Raw genomic sequence first — 18,459 nt, forward strand, 5'->3', positions numbered from 1 at the left:
TGGTTGAGTGCATCACAACCCCCGGGTGGGACGGCTCGGGCACGATGGCGGGGTGACGCACTACGACCTCGCCGTCATCGGGACGGGCTCGGGCAACTCCATCGTCGACCACCGGTTCTCCGGCTGGCGGGTGGCGATCTTCGAGGAGGCCAGGTTCGGCGGCACCTGCCTCAACGTGGGCTGCATCCCGACCAAGATGTTCGTCTACCCCGCCGACCTCGCGCGGTCGGCGAGGCACGCGCCCGAGCTCGGCGTCGACACGGCGTACGACGGAGTGCGCTGGCGCGAGGTGCGCGACCGCATCTTCGGCCGCATCGACCCGATCGAGGCCGGCGGCCGCGACTACCGCCGCGGCCAGGAGGGCGTCGACGTCCACGAGTCGCACGCCACCTTCGTCGACGACCACACCCTCGACACCGGCCGGGGCGAGCGGGTCACGGCCGACCGCGTCGTCATCGCCGCGGGCAGCCGCGTGCAGGTGGCCGACATCCCGGGGCTCGACGACGTGCCGTTCCACACCAGCGACACGGTGATGCGGCTCGAGGAGCTGCCCGCACGGATGGTCGTCGTGGGCGGGGGGTACGTCGCCGCGGAGCTCTCGCACGTCTTCAGCTCGCTCGGCACCCACGTCACCCAGGTGCAACGCGGCTCCCGGTTGCTGATGGCCCACGACCGCGAGATCTCGCTGGCCTTCACCGCCGCCGCCTCGCGGGCCTGGGACGTGCGGCTGGACCGCAGCCCGGCCAAGGTCGCCCGCCGCGGCGACGGCGTCGTGGTGACCTTCTCCGACGGCGAGGAGGTCGAGGCCGACGTGCTGCTGATGGCCACCGGCCGGGTGCCCAACTCCGACCGGCTCGGGCTGGAGCACACCGGCATCGAGGTCTCCGACGACGGCCTCGTCGTCGTGGACGAGCACCAGCGCACCACGGTCGAGGGCGTCTTCGCGCTGGGCGACGTCAGCAGCCCGCACGCGCTCAAGCACGTCGCCAACCACGACGCCAAGATCGTGCAGCACAACCTGCTGCACCCCGACGACCTGCGCCGCAACGACCTCGGCCCGGTGCCGAGCGCGGTGTTCACCTCGCCGCAGATCGCGAGCGTGGGACTCACCGAGGAGGCGGCCCGGGAGCAGGGGGTCGCCCACCGCGTGGTGAAGCAGGACTTCGCCGACGTGGCCTACGGGTGGGCGATGGAGAGCACCCCCGGCGAGGAGTTCCTCAAGCTCGTGGCGAGCGAGGACGGGGGCACGCTGCTCGGCGCCCACGTCATCGGCCCGCAGGCCAGCCTGCTGCTGCAGCCCCTCGTCCAGGCCATGAGCCTGGGGACCAGCCCGGCCGACCTCGCCCGCGGCCAGTACTGGATCCACCCGTCGCTGGCCGAGGTGGTCGAGAACGCCGTCCTCCAGCTGGTGGATTGATCCGAGACGCGGGCGTGCCGGTTCCCCTACGCTGACCCCCAGCGGACGGTCGCGACCAGGCGATCGTCCTCCACGCGCGTGGACGAAGGCGAGGGATGGTGCCGCTGACCAAGCGATCACTCGTCCTTCCCGCGAGTCCTCCGTCGGTCAAGCTGGCGCGCTCGTGGGTCACACGCGTGCTCGCGGAGATCGGCCGCGACGACCTCGTCGAGTCGGCCGCGCTGGGCGTCTCCGAGCTGGTCACCAACGCGCTCATCCACTCCAAGCCGCCGCTGTCGGTGCGCATCCGCGGCACCGTCGACCACCCGCGCATCGAGGTCGTCGACTCCTCCCCCGTGCCGCCGCAGCGCTCGGAGATGTCGCCCGAGCCCGAGGACGTCGACGACCTCAACGTCACCACCTTCGGCCGCGGCCTCGACCTGGTCGCCATGATGTCGGCCCGCTGGGGCTCCGACCTCGCCCACGACGGCAGCAGCAAGTCGGTGTGGTTCGAGCCGCAGGGCGACAGCGACGAGAGCGGCCGCACCGGCGAGATCTTCGACTTCGACCCCGACTTCGGGCTGGAGGACAGCGCCGAGGGCGGCGACGAGCCGCAGCTGAGCATCCAGCTGCTCGGGCTGCCGCCCCGCCTGTTCAGCCTGCTGCGCACCTTCTACTACGAGACCCGGCGCGAGCTGCGGCTGCTCTCGCTCACCTCGCCCGAGGGCTACCCCCTGGCCCACGAGATGACGGCCGCCTACGTCCAGGCCGACCGTGAGCGCCGGGTCGTGGTCGGGATCTCCACCCTCGACCAGGCCATCGCCGACGGCCTGGAGACCGTCGACCTCGACTACCTCGTGCCGGCCACCGCGCCGGCCACCATGTCCCGGCTGCGCGACCTCTACGTCGAGATTTACCGCGAGTTCGCCGACGAGCACCTGCTCGCGCTGCGGCCGCCCGAGGTGATCGTGCAGCTCCAGAACTGGTACTTCACCGAGTTCGAGCGCCAGGGCCGCGGCGACCCGCCGCTGCCGTGGGACGGCCCGACCACGGTCGCCACCACGGCGTGAGCGGGTCCACCCGCCCCCCTGCCTCCCACCTGCTGGCCGCGGCGGTCGGCGGCGTCGTCGGGGCGCTGCTGCGGTGGGCGCTCACCCTCGCGTGGCCGGCCGCACCCGGCGAGCTGCCGTGGGTCGTGGTCGCCATCAACGTCGTCGGCAGCGGGCTACTGGCCGCCCTGCCCGCCCTGCCCGTCGTACGCCGCCGCGACTGGGTCGCCCCCCTGCTCGGCACCGGCGTCCTCGGCGGGTTCACCACGATGTCGGCCGCGTCGGTGGACACCGTGGTGCTCCTCGACGCCGGGAGGCCGGTCGCCGGGGCGGCGTACGTGCTGGGGACGCTGGTGGGCGCGCTGCTGACCGTCCTGCTCGTGCGCCGGGCCCTGGGCGGAACGGCGCGATGACCGCCACCGCGGCGCTCCTGGTCGCCCTCGGGGCCGGGCTCGGCGCCCCCCTGCGGCTGCTCGCCGCGCACCGGTGGGACGGCCCCGGTGAGCGCCGGTGGCCGCACGGCACGCTGACCGTCAACCTGGTCGGCTCGCTGCTCCTCGGCCTGCTCGTCGGGGCGGCCGTGGACGGACACCTGCTGGCGCTGCTGGGCACGGGGTTCTGCGGCGCGCTGACGACCTACTCCTCGTTCGCGGTGCAGGCCGTGACGCTCGGCGGCCGCCGCGGGACGGCGTACGCCGCGGCCACGGTGGGCGGCTGCCTGCTGCTGGCCACCCTGGGGCACGTGGCCGCCCGTGCCCTCTTCTAGCGTGCTCCCCATGTCCGGCTTCCTGCTCCGTCGCGCCCGTCTCGTGCCCGTCGGCCCCGGAGCCTCCGCCCCGCCGGGGCCGGTCGACGTGCGCGTCGTCGACGGCCGCGTCCGCGAGGTCGGCGAGTCCCTGCGCGCCGAGGGTCTGCCCGAGGTCGCCGCCGACGGCCGCTTCCTGGTGCCGGGGCTGTGGGACCAGCACGTCCACCTCGGCCAGTGGGCGCTCGCGGCCCAGCGGCTCGACCTCACCACGACGCGGTCGCGGCAGGAGGTCCTCGACCAGGTCGCCGAGCGGCTCGAGGCCGTGGCCGGGCTGCCGGTCGTCGGCTGGGGCCACCGGCCCGCCACCTGGTCCGAGCCGCCGACCACCGAGGTGCTCGACGAGCTCGCCGGCGACCGCGCCGTCGTGCTCATCGCCGGCGACGGCCACCACGCGTGGCTCAACCGGGTGGCGATGCGCGCGCTGTCGCTCGCCGAGCGCGAGGGGATGGTCAGCGAGGGCGAGTGGTTCGCGACGTACCCCCGCCTGGTGCGGCTCGTCGGCACCGACGGCACCAGCCCCGAGGCCTACCTGCACGTGATGCGCGAGGCGGCGGCCCGCGGCGTCACCGGCCTCGTCGACCTCGAGTTCGACCAGTCCTTCAGCGCCTGGCCCGCCCGCGTCGAGGCGGGGGCGGCGCTGCTGCGCGTCCGCGTCGGGGCGTACGTCGACACCCTCGACGAGTTCTCGGCCGCGGGCATGCAGACCGGCCAGCCGCTGCCCGAGTGCGGCGAGCTGGTCACCATGGGGCCGCTGAAGATCATCTCGGACGGCTCGCTGAACACCCGGACGGCCTGGTGCTGCCGGGAGTACGTCGGCGGCGGCCACGGCGCGGCCAACATCTCCGCCTCCGGGCTCCACTGGGCGCTCGACCACGCCCGCCGCAGCAACCTCGACGTGGCCGTGCACGCCATCGGCGACGCGGCCGTGTGGCAGGCGCTCGACGCCTTCGAGGCCACCGGCGTCCGCGGCTCGGTCGAGCACGCCCAGCTGGTGCGCCGCGAGGACTCGCGCCGGATGGCCCAGCTGGGGGTGCGTGCCAGCGTGCAGCCCGCCCACCTGATCGACGACCGGCTGCTCACCGAGACCATCTGGCCCGACCGGACCGAGCGCTGCTTCGCGCTGCGCTGGTTCGTCGACGACGGCGTCGAGGTGGTGCTGGGCAGCGACGCCCCGGTCGCCCCCCTCGACCCGTGGCTCGCGATCGCCGCCGCCGTGCACCGCGGCGAGCCCGACGAGGACGCCTGGCACCCCGAGCAGCACCTCACCGTGGCCGAGGCGCTCGCCGCCAGCACCGACGGTCGCGGCACGGTGGCGGTCGGCGACGCGGCCGACCTGGCGCTGCTGGACACCGATCCGCTGCCCGGCGGCGACCCCGTCGAGCAGGCGAGGGTGCTGCGCGCCGTCCGCTCCGACGCCACGTGGGTGGCCGGGGACCTGGTCCACTCGTCGCTGTAGGACGGCTCCTCAGCCGGCGTCGTCGGGCGTCTGCGCCGCCCAGGCCTCCGGGTCGAGGGTGCCGAGGGCGACGGTGAGCTCGAGCACCGCCACGGGGTCGTCGAGACGCTCGCCGAGCACCTCCCGCACCTGGGTCATCCGGTAGCGCACCGTCTGGGCGTGCACGAACAGGTCCGCCGCCACGGCGTCGCGACGTCCCTGGTGGAGCAGCCACGAGCGCAGCGTCTCCACCAGCTTCTCGGCGCTGCCGGGCCGCAGCTCGCGCAGCGGGGCGAGCACCCGCGCCCGGAGGTCCTCGAGCGCGACGGGGTCGGCGCAGAGCACCAGCTCGGCCAGGTGGGCCTCGGAGTCCGGGCCCCGCCCCAGCTCGCGCACGCGCACCGCGCGGGCCAGGGAGTCGCCCACCGCCGACCACGGGCGCGCCGGGCCGGCGACCGCCGAGCGGTGCTCCAGGGCGCGGAGCAGCGCACCGCGCCGGTGCTCGTGGACGTCGGGCACCAGCAGCACCGCGAGCCCCTCCTCGCCGTGCACCTCGACCGGCTCGGCCACCTGCAGCGTCTCCGGCGACAGCGAGGACAGCACGGCGCGGGCCTGCGAGTCGGGCACCAGCACCGCCGTCAGCGTCTCCGGCACCGGCCACCCCGCCTCCTCGGCCGCCCGCTCGACCGCCTCGGCGTCCGCGCCGGCCAGCAGCTGCGCCGCCAGTCGCTCCAGCAGCCGCTGCCGCACCCGGCCGGTGGTCTCGCGCTCGTCGCCGTGCCCGGCGACGCTGGCGGCGGAGAGCTCGTCGATGTAGGCGAAGACCAGCTCGGCGAAGCGCCCGACGTTCTCCGCGTCCAGGCCCGCCGCCACCGCGGTCGTGGACATCTCGCGCCACGCGACCCGCGCCCCGATCCGGTAGGCCGAGAGCAGCGCGTCGACCGACCGGCCGCTGCGTGCCTCGCCGCGACCCAGCTGGTAGGCCCCGTCGGCCGCCACCGCGGTCGGCGACTGCTCGGCACCCCGCGACCGCTCGGCCAGCGACAGGAAGCCGCCGAGCGCCAGCTCGACCGCGCCACGGATGGTCTCGCCCATGTGGCCGGTGAACGCCTCGGAGTAGCTCGGCACCTCGTCGGTGATGGCCGAGACGGTGCGGTCGGCGACCTGCGGGAGGGAGGCGCGCAGGTCGGTGACGGTGCGTCGGGTGAGGCGGAGGGTGCGCTGTCGGGCCATCTTTTGTTCCTCACGAACAAGACAGGGCGCTCGATTCACGCCACAGGCTCATGACTTTAACCCGTGACTCACGAAGAGTAGTGCCATGGCCACCACCACTGCGTTCGTGCGACTCACCAGCCCGGGGACCCCCCGCTGGATGAGCTCGCTCAAGGACGGTGCCCGCAAGGTCGCCGAGCTGGCCGCGACCCCGCTGGTGCCCTCGGACTACCTCGACATCATCGACCCGCTGCGGCGCGGTGCCGACCTGCGCGGCCGGATCGAGTCGATCCACGCCGAGACCGCCGACGCGGCCACCATCGTGATCCGCCCCGGCGCCGACTGGGCCGGCCACGTGCCCGGCCAGTACGTCCGGATCGGCATCGACGTCGACGGCGTCCGCCAGTGGCGCGCCTACTCCCTGACCCACGGCCCCCGCGCCGACGGCCGGATCTCGGTCACCGTCAAGTCCGTCCCCGAGGGCAAGGTCAGCAACCACCTCGTCCACGACGCCCGCGTCGGCACGCTCGTCCACCTCGAGCAGGCCGCCGGCGAGTTCGTGCTGCCCCCCGAGGGCGGCAAGTTCCTCTTCGTCACCGCCGGCTCGGGCATCACCCCGGTCATCGGGATGCTGCGCAACCTGTTCCCGGTCACCGACTCCGGCGCGGTCGCGCTGCCGCGGAGCGCGGCGTACGACATCACCGTCGTGCACGTCGCCCCCTCCGAGCCCGACTCGATCTTCCTGGCCAACCTGCGCGAGCTCGACCGCGCCGGCCTGATCACCCTCGTCGCGCGGTACGACGACACGCACGGCGTGCTCGACGTCGCCGACCTCGCCGAGCTGGTGCCCGACCTCGACGCCCGCGTCACCCTGGCCTGCGGCCCCGCCGGGCTGCTGGACGCCCTGGGCGCCCACCACGCCGACCGCGGCCTGGAGCTGCTCACCGAGCAGTTCCGCGTCGCCACCCTCGTCACCGGCGAGGGCGGCACCGTCAGCTTCGACAAGTCCGGCATCGCGCTCGAGGCCAGCGGCGACCGGCCGATCCTCGACCAGGCCGAGGACGCCGGCGTGCTGATGCCGAGCGGCTGCCGGATGGGCGTCTGCTTCGGCTGCGTGCTCCCGCTGCGCGAGGGCGTCGTCCGCGACCTGCGCAGCGGCGACATCACCACCGCCGTCGAGGGCGACGGCGTCAACATCCAGACCTGCATCTCGGCCGCCGCCGGCCCCTGCCGCATCGACCACTGACCACCTGGGCCCCGACGAGCCCGACCGACGTGACCCGCCCGACCTGATCACCACCCGAAGGAGATCACCATGACCGTGCTCCAGAAGAAGACCACCGCCGAGAACCCGATCGCCCACCTCACGCCTGCGGACATCGAGCAGATCGGCCGTGAGCTCGACGCCATCCGCGCCGAGGTCGTCGCCGCCCGCGGCGAGAGCGACGCGGCGTACATCCGCAAGGTCATCGACGTGCAGCGCAAGCTCGAGCTCGGCTCGCGCGCCGTGCTGCTGTTCTCGCTGTTCCCGCCGGCGTGGATCGCCGGCACCGCCGGCCTGACGGTCGCCAAGATCCTCGAGAACATGGAGATCGGCCACAACGTCATGCACGGCCAGTGGGACTGGATGCGCGACCCCAAGATCCACTCGACCACCTGGGAGTGGGACAACGCCTCCCCGGCCGAGCAGTGGAAGCACTCGCACAACGAGCTGCACCACACCTACACCAACGTCGTCGGCAAGGACAACGACCTCGGCTACGGCATCATGCGGGTCGACGAGGACCAGAAGTGGGTGCCGTTCTACGTCGCGCAGCCGCTGTGGAACTTCATCAACGCGTGCTTCTTCGAGTACGGCATCGCGGCGTACGACCTGGAGCTGGGCAAGAACATCAAGCGCAAGCGCACCAAGACGCCCGAGTTCAAGGCCAAGCTGAGCCAGACGCTGCGCAAGATCCGCAAGCAGGCCACCAAGGACTACGTCGTCCACCCGCTGCTCTCGGGCCCCTCCGCGCTCAACACGCTGGCCGCCAACTTCGTGGCCAACCTGGGCCGCAACCTGTGGACCCACTCGGTCATCATGTGCGGGCACTTCCCCGAGGGCGTCTCCACCTTCGAGAAGAAGTCGATCGAGGGCGAGTCCAAGGGCGAGTGGTACGTCCGCCAGATGCTCGGCTCGGCCAACATCACCGGCTCGCGCGCCATGCACATCGCCACCGGCAACCTGAGCTACCAGATCGAGCACCACCTCTTCCCCGACCTCCCGAGCAACCGCTACCAGGAGATCGCACCCAAGGTGGAGGCGCTGTTCGAGCGCTACGGCCTGACCTACACCACCGGCTCGCTGCCCAAGCAGGTCGCCTCCGCGTGGCACAAGGTGATCCGGCTCTCGCTGCCCAACGACTTCCTGTCGCGCAAGGTCAACCCGACCCCGCTCCCCGCCCGGGACCGCTCGGAGACCACCGTCGCGGCCTGACCGACCGGATAGTCCGAGACGTTTGGCACCCCCTGGGACTTCCCAGGGGGTGCTTTCCGTCTCGGACTATCCCCATGCGGGCTTGGGGCACCACCGAGACTGGGGGCGTGCTGGAGACGACGGAGACCGATTTCGAGGAGCTGGTGGGAGAGGCGCTGGACGGCGTACCGCCCGAGCTGGCGAGACTGATGGACAACGTCGTGGTGCTCGTCGAGGACGAGCCGCCGGCCGAGGAGCCCGACCTGCTGGGCCTGTACGACGGGATCCCGCTGACCGAGCGCGACACGAGCTACACCTTCGCCCAGCCCGACCGGATCCTGGTCTTCCGCGGGCCGCTGACCCGGATGTGCGAGACGCCCGAGGAGCTCGTCGAGGAGGTGCGCATCACCGTGGTGCACGAGATCGCCCACCACTTCGGCATCGACGACGACGCGCTCCACGAGCTCGGCTACGCCTGACCCCGCCTCCCTCCGCTGCCGCACCTCGCCGCCCCCCACCGGAGGCGTGTCCTAGACTCTGCGCGTCGTCCTCCGGGGCGGCAGGCCCCCATCGTCTAGTGGCCCAGGACCCCGCCCTTTCACGGCGGTAGCACGGGTTCGAATCCCGTTGGGGGTGCCCCGTGCAAGCACGACGGCCGGATCTGGAGGCCGACGTCCTGGCAGACCCAGCACCGCCCGCAGCCCCGGCCCTCCTCCACGGCTCGCCGCTGGGGCCTTTGCTAGATGGGTCGACCGTTCACGAGGCTCGTCTCGATGTGATCGATGACCGCCGCGTCTATCGTCGGGTCGAACTTGCGGGCGAACAGCGCCGGAGTGCTGCGCAGCTGGGGCAGATCCGCAGTCCGCCACACATGTGGGTGTGAGCCCTCAGAGCGGCTCCAGTCGATCATCCTCATCGCACCCAGGTTCTCGGTCTCGGTACCTGCGGCAGGGAGCATGCTGCGGAAGGGTGAGTTCAGTGCGACCGTCTGCAGGAACAGCTCGTCCGGGCAGAAGGTCCACCTGAACAGCCGTCGGATTCGAGTCGTCTGGCTCATGACGTGAGTGGCGAGCTCCGCGGTGATACTGAACCACTGACTCCCGAACTGCAGCTCCCAGGGGTCCTTGGCCAACCGGTTGACGCCAAGCCTGGTCTGCGCCCGCATCAACGCCGAGGTGAGAGCCCGCCCTGGTCTGGAACGGACGTAGCGAACCGGCAGCAGCTCGTGCAGCACGTGGAAGAGGCGGGCCCGAAACATGACCTCGTCGACGTGGTGGTCCGGGGCGATCTCGATGTACTCGCGGCCCTCGCTACGCGCGAAGAAGGCATGTATCTGCGACATCGGCTTGATGGGCAAGTCGGCGCCGGAGAGCAGATGGAAGTAGGAATACCCGCCCTTGGCGGTTGCGGAACGCAGCAACACCAGCTCGCAGGCCACCGTGCTCCATCCACCCCACCTCACCCGCAGGCGCGGGACGAGCACCAGCTCAGAGTGCCGTAGGACCGAGGCGGCTCGCGCGGGGTCGAAGTCCTCAGACCTGGCATCGACGTGGAGATACACGTCGTTGTCCTCGTGGTCGAGGAGTCGTAACAACCCCTCCAGCTGATCGAACTGATGGTGTGCCATCACCAGGAATGCATGGCGCAACGACGACCTCCAGTCGGGCAGCTCCTGGGCGACAGAGGCTCGAACATACTGCGACTGCCGCCCGATCGTCACGGAACGACCACGCTCAGGGAATGCAGGCGGGTGCCGATTTCAGCCTGGCCGTGGTCGTGCGTTAGCATTCCGTGGCTTCGCAAAACGAAGTCGCAAGGCCCCGTAGCGCAGTTGGTTAGCGCGCCGCCCTGTCACGGCGGAGGCCGCGGGTTCGAGTCCCGTCGGGGTCGCCACCACCACGAGGGCGAGGTCACCATGACCTCGCCCTCGTGGCGTCTCCGGGCACGAGGACGAGCGGCCACATCGGGTACCGCACACGCATGGCTACTGTCCAGCGCGTGATCACCGTGTCCCCCGAGAAGGTCTGGGAGGTGCTGGCCGACGGCTGGCTCTACCCCGTGTGGGTCGTGGGCGCCTCGCGGATGCGTGAGGTCGACGACACCTGGCCCGCCGTGGACGCGGAGCTCCACCACTCCGTCGGCAGCTGGCCGCTGCTGCTGGACGACACCACGTCGGTGATCGCCTGCGAGGAGCCGCGCGAGCTGGTCCTGACCGCCCGTGGCTGGCCGATGGGCGAGGCCCGCGTCACCCTCACGCTGGTGCCCGAGGGCTCCGGCACCCGCGTCACGATCGAGGAGGAGGCCGTCAGCGGCCCCGGCGCCCTGGTGCCCCGCCTCGTGGCCGACCCGGGGATCGCGTGGCGCAACACCGAGACGCTGCGTCGGCTCGCCTACCTCGCCGAGCGCCGATGACGACGTACGACGCGGTGGTGGTCGGCGCCGGCCCCAACGGGCTGGTCGCCGCCAACCTGCTCGCCGACGCCGGCTGGTCGGTCGTCGTGCTGGAGGCCCAGGACACCCTCGGTGGCGCCGTGCGCAGCGACCGCGAGCTGCACCCGGCCTTCGTGCAGGACACCTTCAGCGCGTTCTACCCGCTGGCCGCCGCGTCCCCGGTCGTGCGCGGGCTCGACCTGGAGGAGCACGGGCTGCAGTGGGCCCACGCCCCGGCGGTGCTCGGCCACCTCTTCCCCGACGGCGAGTGGGCGCTGCAGACCCGCGACCGCGAGGCCACCGCCGCACGCTTCGACGAGCAGCACCCCGGCGACGGCGAGGCGTGGCTGAGGCTGTGCGGCGAGTGGGACCGCGTCGGCCCCCACATCGTCGAGGCCCTGCTGAGCCCGTTCCCGCCCGTCCGCTCCGGGCTGCGGGGCCTGGCGTCCCTGCCCGGACCCGGTGGCGCCCGGCTGGTCGGCGACCTATTGCGCTCGGTCACCGGGCTCGGGGAGAGCCGCTTCGGCGGCCGCGCCCCCCGCACCCTGCTCGCGGGCAACGCCGGCCACGCCGACCTGCCGCTCACCGGCGTCGGCTCGGGCGTGTTCGCCCTGATGCTCACCATGACCGGCCAGGTCCACGGCTTCCCGGTGCCCGTCGGCGGCGCGGGCGCCCTCACGGCGGCGCTGGCCCGGCGGCTGGAGAAGAAGGGCGGCCGGGTCGAGCTCGGCACCCCCGTCACCGGCATCGAGCTGCGCGACGGCCGGGCCCGGACCGTGCGCACGGCCGGCGGGACGACGTACGACGCGACGCGGGCCGTCGTGGCCAGCGTCGTCGCACCCCACCTGTACGCCGACCTGCTGCGCCCCCGCGACGTCTCGCGCCGCGTGCGCTGGGGGATGAAGCGCTTCCAGCTCGACCCCTCGACCGTCAAGGTCGACTGGGCGCTGTCGGCGCCGGTGCCCTGGGCCACCGCCCCCGCGGCCGCTCCCGGGACCGTCCACGTGGCCGACTCCGTCGCCCAGATGGTCGAGGTGACCGAGCAGGTCGCCGCGGGCGTCGTACCGGCCGAGCCGTTCCTGCTGACCGGCCAGATGACCACCAGCGACCCGACCCGCTCCCCCGCGGGCACCGAGTCGCTGTGGGCCTACACCCACGTGCCGCAGCCCGCGCAGCACCGCAGCGACGCCGCCGGCGAGCTCAGCGGCCGCTGGGACCACGACGACCTGGAGCGGTTCGGCGACCGGATCCAGGCCCGGCTGGAACGGTTAGCGCCCGGCTTCGGCAGCACCGTGCTCGCCCGCCGCGTGCTCGGGCCGCACGAGCTGGAGGCCCGCGACGGCAACCTCGTCGGCGGCGCGATCAACGGCGGCACCTCGCGGATCTCCCAGGAGCTGGTGCTGCGTCCGGTGCCCGGCCTGGGCCGCGCCGAGGCCGGTGTCCCCGGTCTCTACCTCGCCTCCGCCTCGGCCCACCCCGGCGGTGGCGTCCACGGCGCGCCCGGCGCCAACGCGGCCCGGGCGGCACTCGCGCACGACCGCACCCGCGGCTGGCGGCCGTTGCGCTGACGGGTGCGGGGGTCCTCCCGGACACGGTTTCGGGCGTCCCCGAGGTGTCCGGTACAGTTCCGTCTCGGTTCCTCCGGTCCGCCGCAGGAGCCTGGTGAGGGCAGGTAGCTCAGCTGGTACGAGCGTCCGCCTGAAAAGTGGAAGGTCGGCGGTTCGACCCCGCCCCTGCCCACCACCGACGGAGCCCGCCGGTCAGTCCGCTGACCGGCGGGTTCCGTGCGTCCGGCCCGACCGGTCCGTCCCGCCCGTCCCGCCCGGGGCCACCCCGACACCGAAGACCGGCCACCCGATCTCGGTGCGCCACGCGGAGGCCTCGGGGGTGTCCCGCGGCCCGACGAGGTAGGTCTCGCGGATCGGGCCGGCCACGGCGAGCGCGTTGCGCACCAGCCAGCTCCCGACCTCGCCGTAGGTGACGTCGATGTCGTCGTGCGCGCCGACGTGGGTCGCGACGGCCAGCTCCACCCCGGGCAGCGTGACCGGGTGCACCCGGCCCCGTCGCGGGGCGTCCGTCGTCGGGAGGTGCACCAGCACGTGCCCGGCGCCCTGCTCGAACAGCGCGTTGTCGTAGACGCCGCCCGGACGACCCGCCGGCTCGGGGACCACGGCGTCGAGCTCGGCCATCGCCCCGGCGTACCAGGTCAGGACGTCGTCGATCGCGACGTCGTCCTCGACCGCCGCGACCTCGGCCCCGGCGACCGCCCGCAGCTCCACGTGCACCGGTGCGGGCTCGGGCGCCAGCAGCCGACGCAGCGAGGTGACGGCGGCGCGGGTCCGGTCCAGCTCGGCCTCGAGACGCGCCAGGTGGTCGGCCACGAGGGTGGCGCGGGTGCCGGGGTCGGACGAGCCCAGGATGCGGCGTACGTCGGTCAGCGGGACGTCGAGCTGGCGGAGCCGGTGGATGACCTGCGCCGTCGGGATCTGCTCCACGCCGTAGTGGCGGTACCCGGTCGAGGCGTCCACGCTCGCGGGCACCAGGAGCTCGGTCTCGTGGTAGCGCCGCAGCGTGCGCACGCTGACGTGCGTCAGCCGGGAGAACTCCCCGATGGTCACCATGCCGGAAGTCTGCCCCCTCCCCCGGGGAGAGGGTCACGTCCTTGACCCTCCTCCGGACGGAGGCGGCAGCGTGTCCGCCATGACCACCAGCATCGAGACCTTCGAGCTCCCCGCCACCGTCCGTGCCTTCCTGGCCGCCCACGCCGCCGGCGACAGCGACCTCGCGGCCCGGGCCTTCACCGCCGACGCGGTCGTCACCGACGAGGGGCAGACCTACCGCGGCGCCGACGAGGTGCGGCGGTTCCTGGAGGAGGCCGGCTCCCAGTTCACCTACACGACCGCGCTGGTGGGCGCCGAGCGCGTCGGGGAGACCCGCTGGGTCGCCGTGAACCGGCTCGAGGGCGATTTCCCCGGCGGCGTGGCCGAGCTGCGGTTCCGCTTCCGCCTGGTCGGCGACCTCGTGGCCGAGCTCAGCATCGGCCCCTGACGCCGCCGCCGGCCGGTCTATCCCGCGGGCGCGCCGGGGTTGTCGTTGCCCGACGGACAGGCGGAGAGTCGGGTGGGCCATGACCGCCGGGGCGGCGTCGCGGTCCGGGTCCCTGACGTGGTCCCTCCCCCGAGGAGTCGCCATGCTCGACCAGGCCGAAGTCACCGCCAACATCCCCGCCGCCGACCTCGCGCGGGCCCGCGCGTTCTACGCGGACAAGCTCGGCGTCACCCCCGTCCAGGAGATGGCGGGCGTCGCGCTGCTCTACCGGACCGGGGCCGGGTCGGTGTTCACGATCTACCAGACCGAGCACGCCGGTCGGGCCGGCCACACCATCGCGCAGTGGCACGTCGCCGACGTCCCCGCCGCTGCCCGCGAGCTGGCGGCGAAGGGCGTGCGGTTCGACCACTTCGACGCCCCCGGGATGGAGTGGGACGGCGACGTCTCCTTCACCGAGGGCATGGGGCACGCCGCGTGGTTCCGCGACAGCGAGGACAACGTGCTCTGCCTCGACAGCGGCGTGCCCGGGCTCGACTGAGGCCTCAGGGCTCCGGGGTGCGGACGAGCACGGCGTCGTGCTCGATCACCCGCAGGCTGGCGCGCTCGAAGGAGACGGGGTAGAGACCGGCGAGCGACCAGCCCGCCGCGGCGTACTCCTGCAGGTGCTCGGCCATCAGCGGCACGCCGTCGTAGATCGGCAGGCACGCCACCTCCGACAGCACCGCCACGACCGGCCCTCCCGCCCGCACCAGCCGGCCGGCGCCGCGGAAGGCGGCCAGGTCGAAGCCCTGCGTGTCGAGCTTGAGCAGCACCCGGGTGGCGTCGCCGGCGAGCTCGTCCCAGGCGGCGTCGAGACGGCGTACGGCGACCCGCTCCTCGCGCGTCCGCGACATCACGTCCTTCCACGACCGCCCGAACTCCGAGCTCTCGCGCAGCGACCCCAGCTCGGTCTCCTCGTCGACCGCGTGCAGCACCGCCTCGCCCTCGACGTCGCCCAGCGCCCACGGACGCACCTCCCAGGCGGGGTCGGTCGCGGCCAGCTCCTCGAGCCGGGCGCGAGGTGCGGCGGCGGGCTCGAGGGAGACCAGCCGGCCGGCGTACCCACCCTCGCGCAGGCCGCGCCCGAACTGGCCCCGGTTGGCCCCCACGTCGAGCACCAGGTCGACGTCGAGCGCGGTGATGAGCCACCGCAGGTGCGCGTCGCGCGCCTCCTCGCTGAGCTGCCGCTGGTGCACCAGGGGGTCGTCCATGCCACGACCCAACCACGGGCGAGGGGGCCGCTACTCCTCGACGGTGAAGCCGACCAGGTCGGCGGGGTCGGTGTCCACGGTCGCGAGGTGGTGCACCCGGGCGCTGGGCGACCCGCGCCGCAGCCAGGTCAGCATGTCCTCGACCGGACCCTCGTCACCTTCGACGAGCGCGTGCACGGTGCCGTCGCTGCGGTTGCGGACCCAGCCGGCGACGCCCAGCCGCTCCGCCTCGCGCGCGGCGTACGCCCGGAACGCGACGCCCTGCACCTTGCCGGTCACCAGCACCTCCACCGCACGCATGCGTGCCAGGATGCCCGGTGGGGACCGGTCGGCACACTGGAGGGCGTGCCCGAGCTGCCCGAGGTCGAGTCCGCCCGCCAGGTCGTCGAGCGCGGGGCGCTCGACCGTCGCATCGTCGAGGTCGACGACCACGACACCTACGAGTGCCGCCCGCACGCGCCCGGCGAGATCGCCGCGGCGCTGCTCGACCGCCGGATCCGCTCGGTGCACCGGCGCGGCAAGCTGATGTGGTGCGAGACGACCGGGCGGCGCTCGCGGCAGGGGGACGGCCCCCTGCTGGGGCTGCACCTCGGGATGAGCGGCCGCATCCTCGTGGTCGGGCCCGACGACAGCCAGGTCGAGGGCGGCGACCAGGAGGGCACCGGGCCGGGCCGGGCCCCGCAAGGAGGAGTGGTACCGCTTCACGCTCACCTTCGACGACGGCGGCCGGCTGCGCCTGTTCGACAAGAGGCGGCTCGGCCGGGTGCGGCTCGACCCCGACCTCGACGCGCTCGGTCCCGACGCCGGGGAGATCGGGCGCGAGGAGTTCCGCGAGCGCGTCGGCCGCGGCACGGCCCCGCTCAAGGCCCGGCTGCTCGACCAGTCGGTGCTGGCCGGCGTCGGGAACCTGCTCGCCGACGAGGTGCTGTGGCAGAGCCGGCTCGACCCGCGTCGCCCCGCGGGCGAGCTGTCCCCCGAGGAGCTCGACGACCTGCGTCGCGAGCTGCGCGCCGGCATCCGTCGCGCGATCCGGCTCGGCGGCGTCCACACCGGCGAGGTGGTCCCCCACCGGGGCGCCGGTCGGCACTGCCCGCGGTGCGGCGCCGAGATGACCCGGGCCACGGTCGGCAGCCGGACCACGTGGTGGTGCCCGGTCGAGCAGCACTGACGACCCGGGCAAATCCCGGATTTCCCGGTAAAACGGACATAGGAGACGCCAGGATGGATCTGGGTCCGCAGGAACGCGGGCCACGACACGCCGACTCGGGCAGGCGCACCACGCAGCAGACCGGCACCACACCACCTGGAGGGGCGATGAGCGGGCGAGACGACATCCACGCGGCGGTGCCCCCCTCCGTGCCCGAGCACCGCAACGTCTTCGTGCTCTCCGGCGGGGCGTCCCGCGGGGCGGTCCAGGTGGGGATGCTCGAGGTGCTCCTCGACGCCGGGATCGTGCCCCACGCCCTGGTCGGCACCTCCGTCGGCGCCCTCAACGCGGCCTTCCTCGCCACCAGCCCCACCCACGACCGCGTGCGGGAGCTGCGCGGCAAATGGCTGCAGCTGACCACCCGCGACATCTTCCCGGGCGGCACCCTCACCCGGGTGGGCCACCTGGTCCGTCAGCGGCCCTACCTGTTCTCCTCGGCGGCGCTGGCCCGGCTGATCGAGGACTGGAAGCCCGTCGACCGGCTCGAGGACCTGCCGGTCCCGGTGCGGGTCGTCACCACGCCGCTGGCCGGTGACGGCGCGGTCTACCACCGGCACGGCGACCTGGCCCAGCTGCTGCTGGCCTCCGCCGCCGTCCCCGCGGTCTTCGCGCCCGTCGACCTGCCGGCGAGCTGCGGCCACCCCGGGCTGCACGTCGACGGCGGCGTCGCCGACAACGTGCCCGTGGCCGGCGCGGCCGACCTGGCCCCGACCCGCGTGTTCGTGCTCGATGCCAGCGTCCCCGCCCGCCTCCCCCGAGGTCGTACGCCGATCGACGTGCTCGTCGCCAGCCTCGGCGTCGCCATCCGGGTGGGCGCCGCCCCCGACCTCGGTCCGTCGGTGGGCGTGCACCGGATGACCACCCCCGACCGGGGCGTGCGGATGACCGACTTCTCCGCGACCCGCGAGCACATCGCCGACGGTCGGACGGCCGCCAACCAGGCCGTGGAGGAGATGCTCCGGGTCGAGCAGGCCCAGCGTGCCGTCCAGGCGGCCCCCGTCCCCGCGCGCCGCGGCGTACGCCTGTGGGACCGGCGCGAGCGCGTCGCCTGAGCGCTCGTCGCGTGCCGTCCTCAGGCTCGCATCAGGTCGCTCACACGGCGTCCTCACACCCCCGGCCTACCGTGGACGCATGCCCCTCGATCCCTCCCTCGACCGCGTCTGCGTGGTGCTCAACACCGCCTCCCGGCGGGGTGCCGACGCCGTCGAGGAGGTACGCCGCCTGCTCGCCGCCGCGGGCCTGGGCCACGCCCGGCTCGACGCCGTGCCGGTCGGCAGCGCCCTGGACGCGGCCCTCGACGCCGCGCTGGACACCGGCCCCGACCTGCTCGTCGTCGGGGGCGGCGACGGGTCGCTGAGCGCCGCGGCCGGCAAGGTCGCCGGCACCGGCACCACCCTGGGCGTGCTGCCGCTCGGCACCGCCAACGACTTCGCCCGCACCTGCCAGATCCCCGGCGCGCTCGAGGAGGCGGTGCGCACGCTCAGCACCGGGAAGGTCGTCGACGTCGACCTGGGCCGGGCGCGCGCGTTCGGCCCCGGCACCGCCGCGGTCTCGCGCCCGTTCCTCAACGTCGCCTCGACGGGACTCTCGGTCGGCGTGACCGAGCGGCTCAGCGCGCGGCTCAAGCGACGGCTCGGGCCGCTCGCCTACCCCGTGGCCACGCTCTCGGCGTACCGCCACCACGAGCCGTTCTCGGTGCGTCTGGAGTTCCCCGACGGCGACCACCCGACGCTCGAGCTCGACGACCTGCTGCAGGTCGCGGTCGGCAACGGCCGCCACTACGGCGGTGGCAACGCGGTCTCCCCCAGCGCCTCGGTCGACGACCACACCCTCGACCTCTACGCCATCACCCGCGGCCGGCTGCGCGACCACGTCTCGATCGCGCGGCTGCTCAAGGACGGCAGCTTCGTGGAGCACGACCGGGTCCACCACCTGCTGACCCGCCGGGTGCGGGTGCACACCTCGGTGCCGCAGCCGTTCAACCTCGATGGCGAGGTCGCCCTCGGCACGCCGGTGGACTTCCGGGTCGAGCGCGACGCGGTCCACGTCGTCGTCCCGCGGGCCAGCACCGCCGCGTCGTACGACGGGCAGCGCGCCGCCTGAGGCGACGACCGCGCAGACGCACCGCGGCCCCCGGACCAGCATGGTCCGGGGGCCGCGGTGCGCGCG

General features: G+C 73.7%; 20 protein-coding genes, 3 tRNA genes and 1 pseudogene. 19 read left to right on the plus strand and 5 right to left on the minus strand.

Going from position 1 to position 18,459, the window contains the following annotated elements; translation table 11 throughout:
- The first annotated feature begins 52 nt into the window (after positions 1–52).
- The 5 genes from EDD33_RS17250 to EDD33_RS17270 all read left to right on the plus strand — a co-directional run bounded on the left by EDD33_RS17250 (position 53) and on the right by EDD33_RS17270 (position 4,709).
- Positions 53–1,417: a mycothione reductase gene (locus tag EDD33_RS17250; RefSeq protein ID WP_123392262.1), complete on the plus strand. Its 1,365-nt coding sequence runs from the start codon at positions 53–55 to the stop codon at positions 1,415–1,417.
- A 95-nt stretch (positions 1,418–1,512) separates the two neighbouring features.
- Positions 1,513–2,466 carry an ATP-binding protein gene (locus EDD33_RS17255; protein WP_123392263.1) on the plus strand — a complete coding sequence of 318 codons (954 nt, stop codon included), beginning with the start codon at positions 1,513–1,515 and terminating at the stop codon, positions 2,464–2,466.
- Entirely contained in the window at positions 2,463–2,858 is a 396-nt protein-coding gene (locus EDD33_RS17260) for a FluC/FEX family fluoride channel (protein ID WP_211332585.1), read from the plus strand. The genes EDD33_RS17255 and EDD33_RS17260 overlap by 4 nt, the downstream gene beginning before the upstream one ends.
- Entirely contained in the window at positions 2,855–3,211 is a 357-nt protein-coding gene (locus tag EDD33_RS17265; protein WP_123392264.1) for a fluoride efflux transporter FluC, read from the plus strand. Before EDD33_RS17260 ends, EDD33_RS17265 begins: the two co-directional genes overlap by 4 nt.
- Positions 3,212–3,221: 10 nt before the next feature.
- The gene (locus EDD33_RS17270; protein WP_123392265.1) at positions 3,222–4,709 is read left to right on the plus strand and encodes an amidohydrolase; all 1,488 of its coding nucleotides are present in this window, start codon (positions 3,222–3,224) and stop codon (positions 4,707–4,709) included.
- Between the two features lie 9 nt (positions 4,710–4,718).
- Here EDD33_RS17270 and EDD33_RS17275 read toward each other — a convergent pair whose 3' ends face one another.
- The gene (locus tag EDD33_RS17275; RefSeq protein ID WP_123392267.1) at positions 4,719–5,921 is read right to left on the minus strand and encodes a PucR family transcriptional regulator; all 1,203 of its coding nucleotides are present in this window, start codon (positions 5,919–5,921) and stop codon (positions 4,719–4,721) included.
- An 85-nt stretch (positions 5,922–6,006) separates the two neighbouring features.
- On the opposite strand from EDD33_RS17275, the gene EDD33_RS17280 reads away from it, so the two are divergent.
- The 4 genes from EDD33_RS17280 to EDD33_RS17295 all read left to right on the plus strand — a co-directional run bounded on the left by EDD33_RS17280 (position 6,007) and on the right by EDD33_RS17295 (position 8,991).
- Entirely contained in the window at positions 6,007–7,146 is a 1,140-nt protein-coding gene (locus tag EDD33_RS17280; RefSeq protein WP_123392268.1) for a ferredoxin reductase, read from the plus strand.
- A gap of 69 nt (positions 7,147–7,215) precedes the next feature.
- Complete coding sequence (locus EDD33_RS17285; protein WP_123392269.1) at positions 7,216–8,376, plus strand: fatty acid desaturase family protein; 1,161 nt, start codon at positions 7,216–7,218, stop codon at positions 8,374–8,376.
- A gap of 107 nt (positions 8,377–8,483) precedes the next feature.
- Positions 8,484–8,834 (plus strand): metallopeptidase family protein, encoded by a 351-nt coding sequence (locus EDD33_RS17290; RefSeq protein WP_123392270.1) that lies wholly within the window; start codon positions 8,484–8,486, stop codon positions 8,832–8,834.
- An 84-nt stretch (positions 8,835–8,918) separates the two neighbouring features.
- Positions 8,919–8,991, plus strand: a tRNA-Glu gene (locus tag EDD33_RS17295).
- A gap of 103 nt (positions 8,992–9,094) precedes the next feature.
- On the opposite strand, the gene EDD33_RS17300 is transcribed toward EDD33_RS17295, so the two are convergent.
- The gene (locus tag EDD33_RS17300) at positions 9,095–10,075 is read right to left on the minus strand and encodes a beta-1,6-N-acetylglucosaminyltransferase (RefSeq protein WP_123392271.1); all 981 of its coding nucleotides are present in this window, start codon (positions 10,073–10,075) and stop codon (positions 9,095–9,097) included.
- A gap of 96 nt (positions 10,076–10,171) precedes the next feature.
- On the opposite strand from EDD33_RS17300, the gene EDD33_RS17305 reads away from it, so the two are divergent.
- The 4 genes from EDD33_RS17305 (at position 10,172) to EDD33_RS17320 (ending at position 12,528) form a co-directional block, all read left to right on the plus strand.
- A tRNA-Asp gene (locus EDD33_RS17305) sits at positions 10,172–10,248 on the plus strand.
- 87 nt (positions 10,249–10,335) lie between these two features.
- A complete protein-coding gene (locus EDD33_RS17310) occupies positions 10,336–10,767 on the plus strand; it encodes an SRPBCC family protein (RefSeq protein ID WP_123392272.1) in 432 nt (143 codons plus the stop codon).
- The gene (locus tag EDD33_RS17315; RefSeq protein ID WP_123392273.1) at positions 10,764–12,353 is read left to right on the plus strand and encodes a phytoene desaturase family protein; all 1,590 of its coding nucleotides are present in this window, start codon (positions 10,764–10,766) and stop codon (positions 12,351–12,353) included. The genes EDD33_RS17310 and EDD33_RS17315 overlap by 4 nt, the downstream gene beginning before the upstream one ends.
- 98 nt (positions 12,354–12,451) lie before the next feature.
- Positions 12,452–12,528, plus strand: a tRNA-Phe gene (locus EDD33_RS17320).
- Positions 12,529–12,545: 17 nt separating this feature from the next.
- Here EDD33_RS17320 and EDD33_RS17325 read toward each other — a convergent pair.
- Positions 12,546–13,406, minus strand: a complete 861-nt coding sequence (locus EDD33_RS17325; RefSeq protein WP_123392275.1) for a MerR family transcriptional regulator — start codon at positions 13,404–13,406, stop codon at positions 12,546–12,548.
- A 79-nt stretch (positions 13,407–13,485) separates the two neighbouring features.
- On the opposite strand from EDD33_RS17325, the gene EDD33_RS17330 reads away from it, so the two are divergent.
- On the plus strand, positions 13,486–13,833 hold the full coding sequence (locus EDD33_RS17330; protein ID WP_123392276.1) for a nuclear transport factor 2 family protein: 348 nt from the start codon (positions 13,486–13,488) through the stop codon (positions 13,831–13,833).
- A gap of 142 nt (positions 13,834–13,975) precedes the next feature.
- The gene (locus EDD33_RS17335; protein WP_123392277.1) at positions 13,976–14,371 is read left to right on the plus strand and encodes a VOC family protein; all 396 of its coding nucleotides are present in this window, start codon (positions 13,976–13,978) and stop codon (positions 14,369–14,371) included.
- A gap of 4 nt (positions 14,372–14,375) precedes the next feature.
- Here EDD33_RS17335 and EDD33_RS17340 read toward each other — a convergent pair whose 3' ends face one another.
- Together EDD33_RS17340 and EDD33_RS17345 are read right to left on the minus strand one after the other, a co-directional pair.
- Complete coding sequence (locus tag EDD33_RS17340; protein ID WP_123392278.1) at positions 14,376–15,083, minus strand: FkbM family methyltransferase; 708 nt, start codon at positions 15,081–15,083, stop codon at positions 14,376–14,378.
- 30 nt (positions 15,084–15,113) lie between these two features.
- Entirely contained in the window at positions 15,114–15,515 is a 402-nt protein-coding gene (locus EDD33_RS17345; RefSeq protein WP_246003578.1) for an acylphosphatase, read from the minus strand.
- Between EDD33_RS17345 and EDD33_RS20915 the strand changes: the two are divergent.
- From EDD33_RS20915 to EDD33_RS17360, 4 genes and pseudogenes are all read left to right on the plus strand, one after another.
- Positions 15,429–15,653: pseudogene (locus EDD33_RS20915) on the plus strand (DNA-formamidopyrimidine glycosylase family protein); the annotation flags it as partial. The gene EDD33_RS17345 and the pseudogene EDD33_RS20915 overlap by 87 nt on opposite strands.
- Before the next feature lie 193 nt (positions 15,654–15,846).
- Positions 15,847–16,251, plus strand: coding sequence for an Fpg/Nei family DNA glycosylase (locus EDD33_RS20600; protein ID WP_246003579.1), 405 nt, complete (start codon positions 15,847–15,849; stop codon positions 16,249–16,251).
- Between the two features lie 146 nt (positions 16,252–16,397).
- Positions 16,398–17,342, plus strand: coding sequence for a patatin-like phospholipase family protein (locus tag EDD33_RS20605; protein WP_170169866.1), 945 nt, complete (start codon positions 16,398–16,400; stop codon positions 17,340–17,342).
- 79 nt (positions 17,343–17,421) lie between these two features.
- Complete coding sequence (locus EDD33_RS17360) at positions 17,422–18,393, plus strand: YegS/Rv2252/BmrU family lipid kinase (RefSeq protein ID WP_123392282.1); 972 nt, start codon at positions 17,422–17,424, stop codon at positions 18,391–18,393.
- Positions 18,394–18,459: the final 66 nt, after the last annotated feature.

Origin of the sequence: Nocardioides aurantiacus (genome assembly GCF_003752505.1) — a bacterium.
Lineage (GTDB): Bacteria > Actinomycetota > Actinomycetes > Propionibacteriales > Nocardioidaceae > Marmoricola > Marmoricola aurantiacus.